Source organism: Salmonella sp. 5800, assembly GCF_046558195.1.
GTDB classification, from domain to species: domain Bacteria; phylum Pseudomonadota; class Gammaproteobacteria; order Enterobacterales; family Enterobacteriaceae; genus Salmonella; species Salmonella enterica.
This window is the reverse complement of sequence record NZ_JBGDOX010000003.1, coordinates 167,334-183,369: the sequence shown is the minus strand read 5'-3', so window position 1 is coordinate 183,369 and position 16,036 is coordinate 167,334. Positions and strand designations below refer to the sequence as shown.

13 protein-coding genes and 1 pseudogene are annotated in these 16,036 nt (G+C 52.9%); 5 read left to right on the top strand and 9 right to left on the bottom strand.

All coding sequences use genetic code 11. The features are described from left to right. Positions 1-55: 55 nt before the first annotated feature. A complete protein-coding gene (gene ftsP, locus ACLJZ5_RS08120; protein ID WP_000010658.1) occupies positions 56-1,468 on the top strand; it encodes a cell division protein FtsP in 1,413 nt (470 codons plus the stop codon). A gap of 44 nt (positions 1,469-1,512) precedes the next feature. On the opposite strand, the gene ACLJZ5_RS08115 is transcribed toward ftsP, so the two are convergent. From ACLJZ5_RS08115 to ACLJZ5_RS08105, 3 genes are read right to left on the bottom strand one after another with little or no spacing between them, the layout of a single operon-like run. Then, positions 1,513-2,820, bottom strand: coding sequence for a TRAP transporter large permease (locus ACLJZ5_RS08115; protein WP_000345261.1), 1,308 nt, complete (start codon positions 2,818-2,820; stop codon positions 1,513-1,515). Positions 2,821-2,830: 10 nt separating this feature from the next. Continuing rightward, positions 2,831-3,313 (bottom strand): TRAP transporter small permease, encoded by a 483-nt coding sequence (locus ACLJZ5_RS08110; protein WP_001221828.1) that lies wholly within the window; start codon positions 3,311-3,313, stop codon positions 2,831-2,833. A gap of 41 nt (positions 3,314-3,354) precedes the next feature. Further along, positions 3,355-4,338 (bottom strand): TRAP transporter substrate-binding protein, encoded by a 984-nt coding sequence (locus ACLJZ5_RS08105; protein ID WP_000799371.1) that lies wholly within the window; start codon positions 4,336-4,338, stop codon positions 3,355-3,357. Between the two features lie 487 nt (positions 4,339-4,825). Here ACLJZ5_RS08105 and ACLJZ5_RS08100 point away from each other — a divergent pair, with 487 nt between their 5' ends. After that, positions 4,826-6,997: a YgiQ family radical SAM protein gene (locus ACLJZ5_RS08100; protein ID WP_001274469.1), complete on the top strand. Its 2,172-nt coding sequence runs from the start codon at positions 4,826-4,828 to the stop codon at positions 6,995-6,997. 135 nt (positions 6,998-7,132) lie between these two features. Here the strand turns inward: ACLJZ5_RS08100 and ACLJZ5_RS08095 are convergent, their stop codons facing one another. From ACLJZ5_RS08095 to yqhD, 4 genes and pseudogenes are all read right to left on the bottom strand, one after another. After that, a complete protein-coding gene (locus ACLJZ5_RS08095) occupies positions 7,133-7,588 on the bottom strand; it encodes an HIT family protein (protein WP_000128242.1) in 456 nt (151 codons plus the stop codon). Positions 7,589-7,631: 43 nt separating this feature from the next. Continuing rightward, positions 7,632-9,117: pseudogene (locus ACLJZ5_RS08090) on the bottom strand (DASS family sodium-coupled anion symporter). A gap of 165 nt (positions 9,118-9,282) precedes the next feature. Next, entirely contained in the window at positions 9,283-10,110 is an 828-nt protein-coding gene (gene dkgA / locus ACLJZ5_RS08085; protein WP_000013100.1) for a 2,5-didehydrogluconate reductase DkgA, read from the bottom strand. A 105-nt stretch (positions 10,111-10,215) separates the two neighbouring features. Continuing rightward, positions 10,216-11,379, bottom strand: coding sequence for an alcohol dehydrogenase (gene yqhD, locus ACLJZ5_RS08080; RefSeq protein ID WP_001058720.1), 1,164 nt, complete (start codon positions 11,377-11,379; stop codon positions 10,216-10,218). Positions 11,380-11,571: 192 nt separating this feature from the next. On the opposite strand from yqhD, the gene ACLJZ5_RS08075 reads away from it, so the two are divergent. After that, positions 11,572-12,471 carry an AraC family transcriptional regulator gene (locus tag ACLJZ5_RS08075; protein ID WP_001078198.1) on the top strand — a complete coding sequence of 300 codons (900 nt, stop codon included), beginning with the start codon at positions 11,572-11,574 and terminating at the stop codon, positions 12,469-12,471. A gap of 63 nt (positions 12,472-12,534) precedes the next feature. On the opposite strand, the gene yghB is transcribed toward ACLJZ5_RS08075, so the two are convergent. Further along, positions 12,535-13,194, bottom strand: a complete 660-nt coding sequence (yghB, locus tag ACLJZ5_RS08070) for a DedA family general envelope maintenance protein YghB (RefSeq protein ID WP_000268441.1) — start codon at positions 13,192-13,194, stop codon at positions 12,535-12,537. A gap of 139 nt (positions 13,195-13,333) precedes the next feature. Next, the gene (gene metC, locus ACLJZ5_RS08065) at positions 13,334-14,521 is read right to left on the bottom strand and encodes a cystathionine beta-lyase (RefSeq protein ID WP_024797618.1); all 1,188 of its coding nucleotides are present in this window, start codon (positions 14,519-14,521) and stop codon (positions 13,334-13,336) included. 251 nt (positions 14,522-14,772) lie between these two features. On the opposite strand from metC, the gene exbB reads away from it, so the two are divergent. After that, positions 14,773-15,507 carry a tol-pal system-associated acyl-CoA thioesterase gene (gene exbB / locus ACLJZ5_RS08060; RefSeq protein ID WP_000527859.1) on the top strand — a complete coding sequence of 245 codons (735 nt, stop codon included), beginning with the start codon at positions 14,773-14,775 and terminating at the stop codon, positions 15,505-15,507. A gap of 6 nt (positions 15,508-15,513) precedes the next feature. Continuing rightward, positions 15,514-15,939 carry a TonB system transport protein ExbD gene (gene exbD, locus ACLJZ5_RS08055; RefSeq protein ID WP_001251476.1) on the top strand — a complete coding sequence of 142 codons (426 nt, stop codon included), beginning with the start codon at positions 15,514-15,516 and terminating at the stop codon, positions 15,937-15,939. Positions 15,940-16,036: the final 97 nt, after the last annotated feature.

The window sequence follows — 16,036 nt, the reverse complement described above, 5'->3', positions numbered from 1 at the left end:
TGTAGAAATCATTTTTTCAGGCACAACTCTTTAGCCTGTTTTACATGGAGCTTATATGTCATTCAGTCGGCGTCAGTTTCTTCAGGCATCGGGAATCGCACTATGTGCAGGCGCGATTCCCCTCAGGGCGAATGCTGCCGGTCAGCAACAGCCGTTGCCTGTTCCGCCGTTGCTGGAGTCCCGTCGCGGGCAGCCGTTGTTTATGACGCTACAGCGAGCGCACTGGTCCTTTACGCAAGGCACGCGCGCGCCGGTCTGGGGAGTGAACGGTCGTTATCTGGGGCCGACAATCCGCGTCTGGAAAGGCGATGACGTTAAACTCATCTATAGCAACCGCCTGGCGGAAAATGTCTCCATGACGGTTGCTGGTTTACTGGTGCCGGGGCCGCTGATGGGTGGCCCGGCGCGTATGATGTCGCCGAACGCGGACTGGGCGCCGGTGTTGCCGATTCGTCAGAGCGCCGCGACGCTGTGGTATCACGCTAACACGCCTAACCGCACTGCGCAGCAGGTGTATAACGGCCTGGCCGGAATGTGGCTGGTCGAAGACGACATCAGTAAAACGCTGCCCATTCCGAACCATTACGGCGTGGATGATTTTCCCGTCATTATCCAGGATAAGCGGCTGGATAACTTTGGGACGCCGGAGTACAGCGAACCGGGAAGCGGTGGTTTTGTCGGCGATACGCTGCTGGTGAACGGCGCGCAAAGCCCCTATGTCGAAGTGTCCCGCGGCTGGGTGCGGTTACGGTTGTTGAACGCCTCGAACTCGCGGCGCTATCAGCTTCAGATGAGCGATGGCCGGGCGCTGCATGTGATTTCAGGCGATCAGGGCTTTTTACCTGCGCCGGTTTCCGTCAAACAGTTGTCTCTGGCGCCCGGCGAGCGACGTGAAATCCTGGTTGATATGACCAACGGCGACGAAGTCTCGATCACCTGCGGGGAAGCGGCCAGCATAGTCGATCGGATTCGCGGTTTCTTTGAGCCTTCCAGTATTCTGGTTTCGACCCTGGTGCTGACGTTACGGCCAACCGGATTGCTGCCGCTGGTGACCGATAATCTGCCGATGCGTCTGTTGCCGACGGAGATCATGAGCGGCGCGCCTGTCCGCAGTCGGGACATCAGTCTTGGCGACGATCCGGGGATTAACGGCCAACTGTGGGATGTGAATCGCATTGATATTACCGCCCAACAAGGCACCTGGGAGCGCTGGACGGTACGCGCCGATATGCCGCAGTCGTTCCATATTGAGGGCGTCTCTTTCCTGATTCGTAACGTCAACGGCGCTATGCCGTTCCCGGAAGATAGAGGCTGGAAAGATACCGTCTGGGTGGATGGGCAAGTCGAATTGCTGGTCTACTACGGTCAGCCGTCCTGGCCGCACTTCCCGTTCTATTTCAACAGCCAGACGCTGGAAATGGCTGACCGCGGTTCGATTGGGCAAATGCTGGTGAATCCAGCGTCGTAAAGCGTCCGAGTACGGGTCTGAATAGCGCAGACCCGTCAGGGTTTTCAGGAAGGGGCAAACAGCGTGGGAAGCAGCAGACTCAACTGCGGGAAGTAGCAAATCATCGCCATGACCACAAAGAGTGCCAGAAACATCGGTAATAGCGGTTTGACGACTTTATCAATACTGATTTTGCCGATACTGCAACCGACGAACAAAATAGTGCCTACCGGGGGCGTACACAGTCCGATGGTTAAATTGAAAACCATAATAATGCCAAAATGGACAGGGTCGATTCCCAGATGTTGAGCAATGGGAAGGAAAATAGGCGTAAAGATCAGAATAGCCGGGGTAATATCCATAAACGTCCCGACGAGTAACAAAATGAGATTGATAATCAGCAAGATGACCCATTTATTTTCGGACACGCTGGTAATCATTTCATTAATCAGTTCAGGAACATCAGCATTGGTCATCGCCCATGACATTCCCATTGAGCAGCCGACCAGTAAGAGAACAATAGAGCTGGTTACTACCGAATCCAGCAGAATATCGCGCAACTTACTCACATTAATTTCTCGATAAATGGCCGCCAGCGCCAGGCTATAGATTACCGCGATCGCAGAGGCCTCTGTTGGCGTAAATACGCCGCCGATAATGCCGCCGATAATAATAAATATCAGCAACAGGCTGGGCAACGAATCGCGGAATACCGACAGAAACTGCCGCAGGTTGATACGTTCGGCAACCGGGTAATGGTGGCGATGGGCATACAGCGCAGCTACCGTCATTAAAGCCAGCGCGGTTAAGATGCCGGGCAGGTAGCCCGCCAAAAACAGGGCGGCGACAGAGGTGCCGCCGCTAGCCAGCGAATAGACAATTAGCACGTTGCTGGGCGGGATCATCAGGCCAATCGGCGCCGAAGCGACGTTGATCGCCGTAGAGAACGCCGGAGAGTAGCCCTCTTTTTCCTGTAATGGCGACATGATGCCGCCCACCGCGGCCGCAGAAGCGACCGCCGAGCCGGATATCGCGCCAAACAGGGTGTTCGCCAGAATATTGCAGTGCGCCAGCGAACCGGGAAGGCGGCCAACTAACGCCTGAGCCAGATTCACCAGGCGCCGGGCGATTCCCCCGGTATTCATGATATTGCCGGCTAACACAAAAAAGGGGATCGCCAGCAGCGTAAAGCCATCGAGACCGACGGTCATTTTTTGCGAAATAACCGAGATTGCCGCATCCGGGGGAAGGGCTATCAGGATTGAGAATAAGGACGACAGCCCGATAGCGAATGTAATAGGAACGCCGACCGCCAGCATAATGGCAAAGCTGCCAAATAAAACAATTATTGGGTAAATATATTCAAAGTCCATATATCCCTCGTTAGCGAAGATGGCGCTGATGATAATTATCAATAACGTTCACAATGGTGTAGTACACCAGGATGACGCCGCTAATCGGCATGACCCAATAGACTTTATCCATAGGCCATTTTAATACCGGGGACATTTGGCTGACGTGCGCCGCTTTTTCAACAATAATATCACCGCCGTACACCATAAAAATCAGCGCGAACACGGTAATAATCACCTGAATGATACTGTCGAGCACGAGGGCGGGCGTTCGGGAGAGTTTTTGCGCTAACAAATCGATAGCTAAATGTTTTTTTAATCCGGCGGTATAGACGCCGCCTAACAGAATCATCCACATAAAAAGAATCTGGGTGAATTCGTCGAGCGTGCTGCTTGGCGCGTTGAATATAAAGCGCGCCGCCACCTGCCAGGATACGCAGGCAACCATGACCGCCAGAATAATACAGCAGCACCCGGCCAGTATTTTGTTCAGTGCATTGGTGAGTATTCGCATATTACATCCTGTAAAGGGCAGGAGAACCCTGCCCGGCAGATTTACATATTCTCGATGTATTCCAGATCCTTCGCTGACTGAGCGTCTTTTGCGCGGAACTCATCAAACAAGGGCTTAACACGCTGTTTGAACGCGGATTTATCAATATCAACAACAGTCGCGTTCATGGCCTTCATGCTCTCATAAGCCTCTTTTTCCGCGGCGGGCCAGATGACGTCTTTCATTTGCTGCATGGATTCATCTGCGGCTTTATATAACGCTTTCCGCTCTTTATCGCTCAATTTGTTAAGTACTTTGGTACTGATGACCAGGACATCCGGCACCATCGTGTGCTCGTCGCGGGAATAGAATTTCGCCACCTCCGCATGACGCATATCGGCATAAACCACGGGGTTGTTTTCGCCGCCATCGACCACGCCTTGCTGGAGCGCGGTATAGAGTTCGCCTTGCGCCATCGGCGTCGGCACGCCGCCGAGCGCTTTCACCATCGCGATAGCGCTGGGGCTTTGCTGCACTCTGATTTTCATACCGGCTAAATCGTCGGGTTGAGTGATGGGCTTACCAGCGTAAAAACTGCGGGCGCCGCCGTCGTACCAGGTTAAGCCGACGAAGCCTTTGCTTTCGGAGGACGCGAGAATGCGTTTCCCTAAGTCGCTTTTCAGTACGTTGTAGTAGTGATCGCGGTCACGGAATAAAAACGGCAGGCTAAACACGCTATATTCCGGCGCAAAAGACTCCAGCGATGCCGCATTGACTTTCACCATTTGCAGAGCGCCGGAGTTCATCAATTCCAGCGATTCACGTTCGTTGCCCAGCGTGGCGTTGGGGTAAATACGAATATTTAATTCGCCGTCCGAATAGGCTTTCGCTTTGTCGGCCAGATAGCTCATCGCTTTGTGAACGGCGTGGCTTTTATCCTGATTGTGGCTCAGTTTCAGCGTGGTTTTGGCGAGCGTTGGGAATGCCAGTAGCAAACAGCCGGCCAGTAATACCGCTGATGTTGTGAATGAACGTGTGTTTTTCATATCTGCTTCCTTATAGGTTGGGATTCCTGTGGTTATCGTTGATTAATTAATAACCTGCTGATACGTAAGGTATTGTGTTGGGGAAAGGCGTGGTGATGGTGTTCTTTATCCCCTGAATTCTGTCAGCCAATTTAATTTAATCAATAGACCAAAGAAAGAGATCTGGTTCACAGAAGAAAGTCATGGTAAAAACAGTGTCGTGAGCAATTCAGCGAAGTTTTTTTATATATTGCTGATAATGCGATGTTTTTTTACTTTTTGTTGTTATGGCGATACTGCGTTTTTAGACGTGGGTATAATTAATTGCATACCAATTTGAAGATATTCATAAGACCAATTTCAAACACCTCAGGCCAGGCCGTTGAAAGTTGTTTCTATTTCGCGCCAGCCCTGCATATAAGGCGATAATCTCCTTCATTTTCGCTATAGATACGGCTTATAATCCCCGACCTTTGATTATTTTTTTGCCAATCGTTTTGGAAGCAATATGAGCGCTATCTCCCTGATCCAACCGGATCGCGACCTTTTCTCCTGGCCGCAGTACTGGGCCGCCTGCTTTGGGCCGGCGCCGTTTTTGCCGATGTCACGTGAAGAGATGGATCAACTTGGCTGGGATAGCTGCGACATTATTCTGGTAACCGGAGACGCCTACGTCGACCATCCGAGCTTCGGCATGGCGATTTGCGGTCGTATGCTGGAAGCGCAGGGCTTCCGCGTGGGGATCATCGCCCAGCCGGACTGGAACAGTAAAGACGACTTTATGCGTCTGGGTAAACCGAACCTGTTCTTCGGCGTGACCGCTGGCAATATGGATTCGATGATCAACCGTTACACCGCTGACCGTAAGCTGCGCCACGATGACGCCTACACCCCGGATAACGTCGCGGGCAAACGCCCGGACCGCGCCACGCTGGTCTATACCCAGCGTTGCAAAGAAGCATGGAAAGACGTCCCGGTGATCCTCGGCGGCATTGAGGCCAGTCTGCGTCGTACCGCGCATTACGACTACTGGTCTGATACTGTGCGTCGTTCAGTGTTAGTCGATTCCAAAGCCGACATGCTGATGTTTGGCAACGGCGAGCGTCCGCTGGTGGAAGTGGCGCACCGTTTGGCAATGGGCGAAACCATCGATCAGATTCGCGACGTGCGTAACACTGCGATTATGGTTAAAGAAGCTCTGCCTGGCTGGAGCGGCGTCGACTCCACTCGTCTGGACACGCCGGGTAAAATCGATCCAATTCCCCATCCCTATGGCGAGGATCTGCCGTGCGCGGATAACAAGCCGGTCGCGCCGAAAAAGCAGGAAGCTAAAGCGATTACCGTGCAGCCGCCGCGTCCGAAGCCGTGGGAAAAAACCTATATCCTGCTGCCATCCTTTGAAAAGGTGAAAGGCGACAAGGTGCTGTACGCCCATGCGTCGCGTATTCTGCATCACGAAACTAACCCTGGCTGCGCGCGGGCGCTGATGCAAAAACACGGCGACCGCTATGTCTGGATCAACCCACCCGCCATACCGCTCTCCACTGAAGAGATGGATAGCGTGTTTGCGCTGCCGTATCAGCGTGTGCCGCACCCGGCTTACGGCAATGCCCGTATTCCGGCCTATGAGATGATCCGCTTTTCGATCAATATCATGCGCGGCTGCTTTGGCGGCTGCTCTTTCTGCTCGATCACTGAACATGAAGGGCGCATCATTCAGAGCCGCTCGGAAGACTCTATTATCAACGAGATCGAAGCGATCCGCGACACGGTGCCGGGGTTTACCGGCGTGATCTCCGATCTGGGCGGTCCTACCGCGAACATGTATATGCTGCGCTGTAAGTCGCCGCGTGCGGAGCAGACCTGTCGTCGCCTGTCGTGCGTCTATCCGGATATCTGTCCGCATATGGATACTGACCATACGCCGACGATCAATCTTTATCGCCGCGCCCGTGAGCTGAAAGGCATTAAGAAAATCTTAATTGCCTCCGGCGTGCGCTACGACATCGCCGTAGAAGATCCTCGCTACATTAAAGAGCTGGCGAGCCATCATGTGGGCGGCTATCTGAAGATTGCCCCGGAGCATACTGAAGAAGGTCCGCTGTCGAAAATGATGAAGCCGGGTATGGGCAGCTACGATCGCTTTAAAGAGTTATTTGACCTTTACTCTAAACAGGCCGGAAAAGAGCAGTATCTGATCCCGTATTTTATCTCCGCACATCCGGGCACGCGGGACGAGGATATGGTGAATCTTGCGCTGTGGCTCAAGCGCCACCGCTTCCGTTTGGATCAGGTGCAGAACTTCTACCCGTCGCCGTTGGCGAATTCGACCACCATGTATTACACCGGCAAAAACCCGCTGGGTAAAATTGGTTATAAGAGTGAAGATGTGGTGGTGCCGAAGGGAGACAGGCAACGTCGCCTGCATAAGGCACTGCTGCGTTATCACGATCCGGCGAACTGGCCGCTGATTCGCCAGGCGCTGGAAGCGATGGGGAAAAAGCATTTGATTGGCGGTCGCCGTGAGTGTCTGGTGCCTGCGCCGACCATTGAAGAGATGCGCGAAGCGCGTCGCCAGAACCGCAACACGCGCCCGGCGTTGACCAAGCATACGCCGGTGGAACATCAGCGGCAGGGGCTTGCTGCGAATAAGAAGCGCGGGAAAGGCGCGGGGCGTTAAACGGTTTTACAGGTATCCTGTCAGGCTGGATAAGGCGAAGCCGCGATCCAGCGATTATTTTGCCTGATGGCGCTGTGTTTATCAGGCCCACAGATCGACCCAGGCCGAACACCATCCGGCAGAAGTGCTCCGTATTTATGCCTCACGAATTCTGGCCGCCAGCGCGGCTAGTTTTTCGTCATCAGCCCGTTCATGATCGTGTGACGACAGATATCCTTCATACTGTTCGAAAAATTTATTCTGCCGCGATTCAATCGGTTTCCAGTGGGTTAAATCGCCAGTACCGTGCATGGGGCTTAATTTACTGTGCACATGGTCTACGCCGAAACCTTCGAAGAACATTCCCGTACGACTGACATCCGGGAAAGCCTTATCCAGTTTCTTAGCCACTTTTTGGGTCGCCAGCATCAGGTCCGCTAACGCCTGCGGTGGTAGATCGAACGCGTAGCTGGGGTAATGTTTTTTCGGGATCACTACGGTAAACCCATCGGTATTCGGAAAAATCGACAAAAAAGCCAGGTGATGCTCATCTTCCCAAACTTTATGACAAGGTGCTTTACCTTCAACTATTTGACAGAAAATGCAGGTCATTCCATTTCTCCGTTAACCGAGGGCTTATCGATGCGTTAAGCGTTTAATACAACCCTAACACTTTCCACCATGCGAGGCCGACTGTCAAAAAGACCGCCTGATTAAAGAGACTGATAATAAATCCCGTTCGCCACCAGACGCCCGTTGGCACATAGCCGGCGCCAAATAGAATGGGGCCGCGTGCGTGGGTATACTGCGTAAGAGAGCAGTACAGGCTGCTGGTAAACGCCAGCATAAGCGCCATCGGCGCCGCCGGTATATTCAGATGCAGACCGACACCCAGAAACACCGCATACAGCGCGGCGATTTGCGCGTTGCCGCTGGCGAAAAAATAGTGGGTATAAAAATAGGCTGCGTTAAGCAGCAGCAGGATGATTATCCAACTGGTTCCATGCATCGTACTGCCGATGCTGTCGCCAATCAGGTTGCCAAACCAGCTGGTGAATCCTAGTTTCTTCAACTGGTTAGCCATCATCAGCAGCGCGGCAAACCAAATCAACGTATCCCAGGCGCCTTTTTCGCTTTTAACGTCTTCCCAGGTGAGCACGCCGCTCAGTAATAAAATCGAGAGACCGACAAAAGAGGCCGTCGTGGCATCCACGCCGAGCGAGCTGCCAAAAATCCATAGCACCAGCAACACGCCGACGGTCGCCAGCATGAGCCACTCGCCGCGCGTCATACTGCCCATTTGCGCCAGCTCTTTGCGCGCCAAATCCGGCGCATCCGGCGTATGTTTAATTTCCGGACGCGTCAGCCAGTAGACCAGCAGCGGGACGATAAGAAAAGAGACCAGGCAAGGCAGGAGCGCGGCGATAAACCAGCTTCCCCAGCTCAACGTAACGCCGGCGTTCGCCGCCAGTTTTACCGCCAGCAGGTTACCCGTATAACCGGTCATAAACAGTGCGGCGGTGACGTCGTTAACATTGCCAATACAGGTGATCAGAAAGGTGCCGATTTTGCTGCGAGACTCATCTTCCGGATGTGAATCAAAGCTGCGCGCCAGCGAGTCGGCGATCGGGTAAATCACGCCGCCGCAGCGCGCGGTGTTACTGGGCATCGCGGGGGAGAGGATCAGATCGGCAAACGCCAGACCATAAGCCAGACCCAGCGTTCGTTTACCTAACAGACGGATCATTTGTAGGGCGATACGCCGACCCAGCCCGGTTTTGATAAACCCACGGGCAATCATAAAGGCGACGACGATAAGCCAGATCAGCGAACTGTTCAGCTCGCTCAACGCCGTGGTAATCGCGCCGCTGGCCGTTTTGTCGCCGGCAGCATAGGCGAGCGCAAAGACGGTGATACCAATAATACCGACCGCGCCAATAGGCAGCACTTTCGCCACGATAGAGGCGATCGTCGCGACAAAAATAATCGCGGAATGCCAGGCCGGCGCGCTTAACCCGGAAGGGGGCGTTAGCTGCCACAGTCCGGCGGCGATAACCAGAATAAGAATAAATGGGAGCCATTTGACGCCCTGAGATTTTTTTTCCGCCACAATCACACATCCATAAATATTTTATATACATTAAGTAAATTGATAATAATCATGAATAAATATTCACAAAATCAGAATAATTCTGCGCTTGTGTGTGGGGGAAATATACTGTTAAATGCGCGTAATTGTTTCTTAATATTTCGAAATGAAAAAAAGCCCGACGACATCGTCGGGCATGGCGTGCGATAAATCCGGCTTAACCGCCGAACTGATCCGGATCGGGGCCGAGGCGTTTTCCTTGATCCAGTTTTGCGATCTCGCCTAATTCATCTTTATCGAGACGGAAATCCCAGACAGCAAAGTTTTCCGCGATACGGGAAGGGGTGACGGATTTCGGAATGACGACCAGCCCGCAGTCCAGATGCCAGCGAATAACAATCTGGGCGGGCGTTTTGCCGTATTTATCCGCCAGTTCGCGAATCACTTTCTGATCGAATACGCCTTCGCCGCCCTGCGCCAGCGGGCTCCAGGACTCGGTCTGGATTTTATGCGTCGCATTCCACGCATGTAGCTGGCGCTGTTGCATCAAGGGGTGAAGCTCGATCTGGTTGATCACAGGGGTAACGCCGGTTTCATCGATCAGACGCTGGAGGTGATGGATCTGAAAGTTACAGACCCCGATACTCTTTACCAGCCCCTCTTTTTGCAGCGCGATCATGCCTTTCCAGGCGTCGACATAGTGATCGATAGCCGGTACGGGCCAGTGCATCAGATAGAGATCGAGATAATCAAGCTGCAGTTTTTTCAGGCTCTCCTGCAGGGCTTCGCGGGGACGTTTTTGATCGTCATTCCACAACTTGGTGGTGATAAACAGCTCTTCCCGCGCCACGCTCGCTGCTTTTAGCGCTTTGCCGACGCCTTCTTCATTCTGATATGCTGTGGCGGTATCAATCGATCGATAGCCCACCTCCAGCGCTTTATGAATCGCCGCGATCACCTCTTCATTGCTTGCTTTCCAGACTCCCAGCCCAAGTTGTGGCATTACGTTGCCATCCTGTAGCCTGATAATGGTTGGATTAGCCATGATGTGTTCCTCTTTTAATTGGCTCGCCGGAGTCGGGGCCGGCGAGACTAAATGACTTAAGTCTGGACGAAATGGCCAAAAACGAAAGTCAGAGGCGAAAAAACCTTAGCGCGCCGCTTCATAAATCCGACGGCTGACATCCAGCGTAATATCCTGATTTTCACCTAAATTTGTGCATCCATGCGCCTCAAGTTTAGCCAGTAGCGCCGGAATAGTGCTGCCATCCAGACCGTAATCGGACAAGTGGGTAGGCACGCCCATCTGTTCAAAGAAACGGCGGGTGGCGGCAATGGCGGCATCAATACGCTCGTCGTCGGAACCGTCGGTGATATTCCATACACGTTCAGCATATTGCAGGAGTTTTGCGCGTTTAACGTCTCGTTTTTCGTTCCATAGCGCAGGCAGAATGATAGCCAGCGTCTGGGCATGATCGAGACCGTGCATCGCGGTAAGCTCATGGCCCAGCATATGCGTCGCCCAGTCCTGCGGAACACCAGCGCCAATCAAGCCATTTAACGCCTGAGTAGCGGCCCACATCACGTTAGCGCGGACGTCATAGTTTTCAGGCTCTTGCAGCGCTTTGGGACCTTCTTCGATCAGTGTGAGTAAAATGCCTTCGGCGAAACGATCCTGAATTTTGCCGTTAACCGGGTAAGTGACGTACTGCTCAACGGTATGGACGAAAGCATCCACGACGCCGTTCGCAACCTGGCGCGGCGGCAATGTATAGGTGTAGACCGGGTCCAGTACGGCAAAGACCGGTTGCACGAACGAGGAGTGGAAGGCCTGTTTGTCGCCAGTGGTTTTACGGGAAATGACTGCGCCGGCGTTCGATTCTGAGCCGGTTGCCGGTAGGGTCAGCACAGACCCCATCGGGATTGCGCTACGAATCTCAGTACCGCCAGTTTCCAGAATGTGCCACGGATCGACGCCGTCCGTATACTGCGCCGCTGCGGCGATAAATTTGGTGCCGTCCAGTACGGAACCGCCGCCAACGGCCAGCAGGAAGGTAATATTTTCGTCGCGCACAAGCTGCACGGCCTTCATCAGCGTTTCATAGGACGGGTTCGGTTCAATACCGCCAAACTCCCGAACATCCAGTCCTTTTAACGCTTCCTGAACTTGCGCCAGTACGCCGGTCTTTTTCACGCTACCGCCGCCATAGGTAATCAGCACGCGGGCGTCCTGCGGGATCTGATCGCGGAGATCGACGATAGCGCCTTTACCAAACAGAATGCGGGTAGGGGTATGTAATTTGAAATTGTTCATTGCTCATTCCCTTATGTGGGTAAAAAGAGGGCAGGCGGCTGTCTGCCTGATGGTCATCATTGTGGTCTTGTGAGGGATGTCTCTCAATGCACATTTCTGCCAATGTTTTGCCTATTTCTCCAGAATGCTGGAGAAAATCGCTAAAAATGCGCACAATCCAGCGGAGTGAATTTGATGAAAAAATGGCGCGTTATGAATCGTGAAGCAATTTGCTTACAGTTGGCGGATAAAATTAATCATTTAAAAAATAATGATAAAATAATCAGCGAGCGGCTGGCGGGCATTCGTCTGTTGTATGGTGTTGAACCGGGGCCGCGCACGCCGGTCATGTATCAGCCTGGCATCATATTTCTCTTTTCCGGCCATAAAATTGGCTATATTAACAAGCGCAAGTTTCGTTATGACGCTAATGAATATCTCTTACTGACCGTGCCGCTCCCTTTTGAATGCGAGACCTGGGCGACGCCGGAGGTACCGCTGGCCGGTATTCGGCTCGACATTGATGTGCTGCAACTGCAAGAGTTGCTCATGGACATTGGCGAAGATGAGCGTTTCCAGTTGCCGATGGCGGCCAGTGGGATTAACTCCGCCACGCTGTCGGACGAGATTTTATGTGCGGTGGAAAGATTGCTGGATGTGATGGAGCGCCCGCTGGATGCGCGGATTCTGGGAAAACAGATTATTCGCGAAATTCTTTATCATGTGCTGATGGGACCGCGCGGCGGGGCGCTGCTTGCACTGGTTAGTCGCCAGACGCACTTTAGCCTGATCAGTCGCGTACTTAAACAGATCGAAATGAAATACACCGAGAACCTGAATGTTGAGCAACTGGCGGCAGAAGCGAACATGAGCGTGTCGGCGTTTCACCATAATTTTAAGGCGGTCACCAGCACCTCGCCGTTGCAGTATTTAAAAAGCTACCGACTGCATAAAGCGCGAATGATGATGATTCACGACGGTATGAAGGCCAGCGCCGCGGCGATGCGGGTCGGCTATGAGAGCGCATCGCAGTTTAGCCGGGAGTTTAAACGTTATTTTGGCGTTACGCCGGGCGAAGATGCGGCAAGAATGCGGACAATGCAAGGGAGCTAAGTGGGGCATCCCGCCACGGGTCAACGAAGCGTAACCGGGCCATCCTGGCCGATTATGGATACGTCAGGCGTTACAGTATTTCTTTTTAATCACCACGACCAGCGTACCTAACAGCCCGGCGACCAGTAGCGCGACGGGAAGGATCATTAAAAATGTCATTACCTGGTCTTCATGGCGCTTAACAAACGGGATCATACTGAGCGCGTAGCCGAAGCTGGTCACGACAGTCACCCACAGCAGGCCGCTTAACCAGTTAAAAAACTGAAACCGGCGGTTGGACAGGCCGGAAATACCCGCCATTGTTGGCAGCAGAGTGCGGACAAACGCCAGAAAGCGCCCGGCAAGCAACGCTAACAAACCGTGACGGTCAAACATGCAGGTGGCGCGCTGATGATATTTTGCCGGAAGCTGCGCCAGCCAGCCTTTGACGGTACGCGTATTACCGAGCCAGCGTCCCTGGATATAACTTAGCCAGCAGCCGAGACTGGCCGCGGCGGTGAGAATGCCAATCGTCGGCAAAAAATGCATCACATCCTGGGCGATCAACGCGCCTGCCAGTAGTAGCAGACTATCGCCGGGTAAGAATGACGCTGGCAGCAGACCGTTTTCTAAAAATAGCGTGGCGAACATGACAAAGTAGACGACGCTAACAACGTGTGGATTCGCCAGCGCGGCAAAATCATGTTGCCAGAGCGCAGCGATAATATCTTGAATGACAGCCATGAACTTTCCTGTGGAACAGCATTTACGCTTTTATCTGCCTATTGTACTCCTGAATCGTCCGGGATGCCTTGATCCCGGACGCAACAAACGCAGACTTTTCCACGGAAATTGTCTGCATATATGTCCATCCCCGGCAACTTTACACAATTCTGGCGAAGCCGGCGGCTAAATCAGCGATCAAATCATCAACACTCTCTAAACCAATATGCACCCGAACCAGCGTACCGGTAAAATCTACGCCGCCTGCGGGACGAATCGCGGCGATCTGTTCCGGCTGATTAGCAATAATCAGCGATTCGTAGCCTCCCCAGGAGTAGGCCATACTGAACAGCGAAAAGTTATCCAGATAGGCTGATAATTCTGCCTCGGTCAGCTTTTTATTGAGCACAAAGGAGAACAGGCCGCTGCTGCCTGTAAAGTCTCGTTTCCAGAAGGCATGACCTTTGCTACCCGGCAGGGCCGGATGATTAACGCGCGCGACCTGAGGATGGTTCGCCAGCCATGCGGCGATTTTGAGGCTGCTTTCTTGATGCTGGCGCAGTCGGACACCGAGCGTGCGCAGACCGCGGCTGGTCATATAAGCCGTGTCGGCGTCGAGCATTTGCCCCATCAGATAGGCGTTTTCCCGCAATTGTTCCCAGCAGCGCGCATTTGCAACGGCAGTACCGACCATCGCATCAGAATGACCAATCAGATACTTAGTGCCCGCCTGGATAGAGATATCAATATCGAACTCCAGCGCTTTGAACAGAACGCCAGCCGCCCAGGTATTATCAATCATGATGACGGCTTCTGGTGCGACGCGTCTGACCGCACTGACAATGGTCGGAATATCATGTACTTCCATGGTAATAGAACCGGGGGATTCCAGAAAAACGACTTTCGTGTTCGGCTGAATATGTTGCGTGATATCAGCGCCGATGAGCGGGTCGAACCAGCTTGTCGTCACGCCCAGTTTGCCGAGCATTTTGCTGCAGAAATCCTGGCTGGGTTCATAGGCTGTGTTGGTCATCAGGATGTGGTCGCCCTGCTCAACGAATGCCAGAATGGTGTTGGCGACCGCCGCCGCGCCGCACGGGAAGAGCGCGCATCCGGCGCCGCCTTCCAGTTCACACATGGCTTCCTGGAGTGAAAAGTGGGTCAGCGTTCCCCGGCGTCCGTAAAATAATTCGCCGTTGGCGCGATTGCGGGTAGCGTGTTTTTTGGCCTCGACGGTGTCAAACACCAGTGAAGAAGCGCGTTGAATCACACTATTCACTGAGCCAAGCGTGTATTTTTTGCTGCGTCCTGCGTTTACCAGTTTGGTATCCAACTGTTTATCCGTCATGTTGCGTTTCCTGATTTTAACCGTCTGGATGTCTAAACTAGCATGAATATAACCATCTGCACCCTGGCGACGTGTGATACAGATGAAAATTTTGCCAAAATAAAAACAGGTGGCTTTTTTAATGCGTAAGCGCAAAGAAAAAGCAGTAAAGGTGCGGCAGTATGTAAATAGTAATGAGAACGACTATCAATTCGACGCCGTTTTGATATTATTATGCTCAGATTTTGTGATTTGCGTCCTGGAGATACAGAGTGGGTAATAATTTGATGCAGACGGATCTCTCCGTCTGGGGTATGTATCAGCACGCCGATATTGTCGTGAAGTGCGTGATGATTGGTCTGATTCTGGCGTCAGTCGTCACCTGGGCTATCTTCTTCAGTAAAAGCGTTGAATTTTTCACTCAAAAGCGCCGCTTAAAGCGCGAACAACTGCAATTAGCCGATGCGCGCTCCTTAGATCAGGCTTCCGACATTGCGGCAGGTTTCAGCGCAAAAAGCCTCAGCGCACAGCTCATCAATGAAGCGCAGAATGAACTGGAACTCTCTCAGGGCAGCGAAGATAACGAAGGGATTAAAGAACGTACCGGCTTTCGTCTGGAACGTCGCGTCGCGGCAGTTGGCCGCTACATGGGACGAGGCAACGGTTATCTGGCGACGATCGGCGCCATTTCCCCCTTCGTCGGGTTGTTTGGCACTGTATGGGGCATTATGAATAGCTTCATCGGTATTGCGCAAACGCAGACCACCAACCTGGCGGTGGTTGCTCCTGGTATTGCGGAAGCGCTGCTGGCGACGGCGATTGGGCTGGTAGCCGCGATCCCGGCGGTCGTCATTTACAACATCTTCGCACGTCAGATAGGCAGTTACAAAGCGACGCTGGGCGACGTGGCGGCGCAGGTATTGCTGCTGCAAAGCCGCGATCTCGATCTGAATGCGAGCGCCAGTGCGCAGCCGGTACGCGCCGCGCAGAAATTACGGGTAGGGTAATGCGTCATGGCAATGCGTCTTAACGAGAACCTGGATGACAACGGCGAAATGCATGAAATCAACGTGACGCCGTTTATCGATGTCATGTTGGTTCTGCTGATTATCTTTATGGTGGCTGCGCCGCTGGCGACGGTAGACGTCAAGGTGAATCTGCCCGCTTCTACCAGTACGCCACAGCCGCGTCCGGAAAAACCGGTTTATCTGTCGGTGAAAGCGGATAACACCATGTTTATCGGTAACGATCCGGTGACGGATGATACGATGATTGCCGAGCTAACGGCCCTGACGGAAGGGAAAAAGGATACTACGATTTTCTTCCGCGCGGATAAAACCGTAGAGTATGAAACTCTGATGAAAGTGATGGATATGCTGCATCAGGCGGGCTATCTCAAGATTGGTCTGGTCGGCGAAGAGACCGCGAAAGCGAAATAAGTATTCTGCTGATGCTGTAGGCCGGGTAAGGCGAAGTCGCCACCCGGCTTTTTTATTGCCTAAGATGGCGCCTTGCGTAACAGAAGTGCGCCATCTT